Source organism: uncultured Clostridium sp. (assembly GCF_934754915.1).
Taxonomy (GTDB): Bacteria; Bacillota; Clostridia; order Clostridiales; family Clostridiaceae; genus Clostridium.
Genome location: NZ_CAKVKB010000218.1, coordinates 1 through 4,024 on the forward strand (window position 1 = coordinate 1; position 4,024 = coordinate 4,024).

2 protein-coding genes and 1 pseudogene are annotated in these 4,024 nt (G+C 30.6%); all 3 read right to left on the reverse strand.

All coding sequences use genetic code 11. The features are described 5' to 3' along the window. Positions 1-54 precede the first annotated feature (54 nt). On the reverse strand, positions 55-2,538 hold the full coding sequence (locus Q0F58_RS17705; RefSeq protein WP_294379182.1) for a glycosyltransferase family 2 protein: 2,484 nt from the start codon (positions 2,536-2,538) through the stop codon (positions 55-57). Positions 2,539-2,624: 86 nt separating this feature from the next. Next, positions 2,625-3,407: an ABC transporter permease gene (locus Q0F58_RS17710; RefSeq protein WP_294379183.1), complete on the reverse strand. Its 783-nt coding sequence runs from the start codon at positions 3,405-3,407 to the stop codon at positions 2,625-2,627. Positions 3,408-3,418: 11 nt separating this feature from the next. Further along, a pseudogene (locus Q0F58_RS17715) lies at positions 3,419-4,024 on the reverse strand (hypothetical protein); the annotation flags it as partial.

Below are 4,024 nucleotides of genomic sequence, written 5' to 3' on the forward strand. Positions count from 1 at the left end.
TTCACTCACATTCGCTAGTTTTGCGAATTGACCAGTCTTATAGTAATTCATAAACTAAAATAATCTAAATGCTCCTAATTGGATATTCCAATTTTTGTTATAGTAAGGATCGCCTTTTTGTAGAATATCTTTCCATTTGGTTTGGAATTTTTCTACTTCTTTGTTAAAACGCCAATTTTTTTCTTGACTTGCATCATCATAACCTCTTGATTTAGATTCATAATGGTGCCATAACGCAAAGGCATTATATACAATCAAATATTTTTCCTTACAGATTTTTAAACATAAGTCGACATCATTACATGCCACGACAAATTGTTCATCAAATCCACCAACTTGATTAAATACAGATTTTTTAACCATCATACAAGCAGCAGTTACAGCACTATAGTTACAATTGATTCTAGCACGTACCATGTATCCATAATCATCTTTATTGATTCCATGATTTACATGTCCAGCATATCCACTAAATCCAATGACTACACCAGCATGTTGTACGGTATCATCTTCATATAATAATTTAGCACCAACAGCACCAACTTCAGGGCGAAGAATACATCCAACCATTTCGGATAATGCAGTTGGCGAGATCATTTCTGTATCATTATTTAGTAATAATACATAATCTCCATTGGTATATTTCATTCCAAAATTATTAATTCTTGAATAGTTAAATTCACCTTTATAAGTCACTACCTGAATATTGTCATGTTCAGATTGTAATTCCTTATAATAGTCAAATATTTCTTTTTCTGTACTATTATTTTCTACAATCACTATCTCAAAGTTTTTATATGTATTCACATTATATAAAGAGTCAATACAAGTCTTTAAAATAGGTTTGTGATTGTAGTTTGGAATTAAAATCGAAACTAAAGGATTATCCTTTGTACTATAAGTCGTATGATACATACCATACATTGGTTCGGGCATCATTTCAACAGTTGCCTCAACACCAATTCTTTTATAATGAGCTTCAATTGCACGTTTTCCTGCATCATAGCAATACGTTTTACTCTTAGGATTTTGGGCTGTAGATTCTGGATGCATTCTCCAGTGATATAAGATACGAGGAATGTGATATACGGCATTTGCCTTTTCTACACATCTAAAGATATAGTCATAATCCTGACTACCATCAAACTCTGTATTATAATACCCCACCTCATCTACTAATTTCTTATTTACAATAAACAAGTGTGTAATATAGTTATGAGAACGCAATAAATCCTCACTAAAATCTGGTTTTAAGTTTGGATCATTATACATTTTTGTACTATCATCAAACTTATCTTCATCCGTATATAGTACATCATAACGATATTCCTGTAGTGCTTTTACTATTTCATAGAAACAATCTAATTCCAAAGTATCATCATGATCATAAACTGTATTATAGTCTCCTGTTGCCATTTCAAAAGCCTTGTTTGTATTACCAGAAATACCATAGTTCTGATCTAGTTTTTTATATTTAATCTTATCTCCATAACCAGAATAATGTTCTTGTACATACTTCTCTACAAAATCATTTGTACTTCCATCCGCAATACACAATTCCCAATTTGAATAACTCTGATTCACAACCGTATCAATCATTTCTTTTAAATACTCTTCTTTTGTATTAAAAGTAGCTACAAGAATACTGATTTTAGGACAATACGCAAATTTTGTCTTTCGTTGTATTTGTAATGTCTTTTCATTGACCCTTTGTGCAAATAACCAAGATTCATAATCCGATTCAGATACATAAGAGCCATAGCGCAAACGGCGTGCTAACTTTTTTACACCGTTGTTCTTTAAATATATAACGCCCTTTTTCAAATTTCTCATATTCATATGTCGAATATATCGGCCAAGTCGGCTAGAACTTGTAACATTTGTTTGTTGCAAAGGTTTTACAACTGTATCATTATCTGTTTTAAATTGGATAAAATAGTTTTCACCGTTATTACATTTAAAAGAAATACGATATCCACTATTTACTTGTCCTTCTTGAATTAAATGTTTATTCAACAAATCTGTTCTAGGTTCAAAACGATAAGAAGATTCAACCAAATTTTTATCTTTATCTAAAACACTAATTTCAATAGGCTTGCCATCAATTGAATATGACCATCCTGAAGAAGTTATCGTTGAAATTTCTTTTTCATATGTTACTGAATCAATATTAAATTCAATAAAATGATTATCTTCAATTTCTTTAATATCATCACTCAATAGTGAAATTAACTTTTCTTCATGCCCATTTGATTTTGCATATAATTTAAAGCTTTCAACATTCTCTTCTAAGCAATCTACACGAATATAAAAGCCTAAGCTTAATTTTTTATTTTTTTTCTTCAATTCTCTCAATATGTCTGTTCTATAAATTAAATCGCACTCAAAGAAAACTGATTTGTCATTAACTTTTACCTCATAAGATATCGGTGAATCATCATTTTGACTTCCACACCATCCAGAAACTTCAAAATAATTATGCTGCTTTATATGCTTATATTTAACCTTATCAATTTTATATTTAAAATAATTTCCCATAATGCCTCCAATTAGCGTTTACATTCTACCATAAATTTGCTTTAACAACAAAAAAGGGATTTCAAAACCTGAAATACCCTTAATCACTATAATTCCTCTGCGAATCCCTTTTCAAGCTTCTTAAACACCATATAACCAACAATTAAGATTACAACCGCAAGAATAGCTACTGCTCCTAATTGTTTCATTGATGGCCACACATGATACATAAAAATATCACGATATGATGTGACCAAAATTGTTAATGGATTCATACGTATAATCTTTCCTAATATGCCTGCACCATCAAGTAATGAAAGATCATAAATTACAGGTGTTGCATACATTCCCATTGTCAATAAGAATGAAACAATATATTCTAAATCTTGAATATATGCATTTAAAGCACTTAACAACAATATGATACCAAGAATTAGAACCGATTGAATAAACGCTACAACCGGTAATAATAAAACTTGAATTGAAATGCCAAAACCAAATGCAAAACAGAAAATAAATATAATAATACAAGAAATAAAGAAGTTGACTAAACCACTAAGCACTTGAGAAATTAACAAGATTTCTCTAGGAAAATACACTTTTTTTATAATTCCTGCATTTGCCTTAATTGAAGTCGTTCCTGCACTCACTGTCGTTAAAAAGAAAGTCCAAGGAATTAAACCCGTAATTAGATAAACCAGATAGTTGTCTCCACCAGCCCCACGCATTAAATAAGGAAATACAATCCAATATACTACAACCTGTAAAAGTGGGTTAATGAATGACCAAAGAATACCTAGAAAAGATCCTTTATATTTTCCACGAATATCTTTTTTTACATTCGTCTTTAATAGTTCACGATAATCATAAATATCTTTAAATATATGCATCTTTTCACCACCTACTCTAAAGTAAACTGTATACTTTTATCAGCTAAAATTTTTCCGTTAGGTTCTAAACATTGTACATCCACTTTATGAACACCTAATTCTAAATCATTTAATTTAACTTTAACTACCCATCCAATTGTATCTGGATCCATGTCTCCAGCATATGCTTCTTGATATGCCTCAAAAACATCTTGGCGATTATATCTAGTTATACCATCGACTTCAACACCGTTTATAAAAATCTTTAGTATCGCATCTTCATGATCTGATATTTGCCAACCCCTTAAAGATAAAGTTCCATCTGATTTCTTAATAGTTGCAAAATCTTTTGGCGTATCCACAAACACAGCACCTTTAAATAAATGTTTCCCTTCCGCAATTGCCTTTTTCTTTTCTTCTTTATGATCAATAGCCACTTGTTTTAAATACTCATCAATAACATAAATAGGATCCCCATCCAATTTAAGTTCTCCTTTATAAATCCATACTGCACGATCACATAAGTCTTTTACAACATCCAAACTGTGTGTAACAATCACTATTGTCTTATCTGAATCTTTTAATTCTTTTAATTTACGATAACACTTTTCCTGGAAATGTTGATCACCTACAGCTAA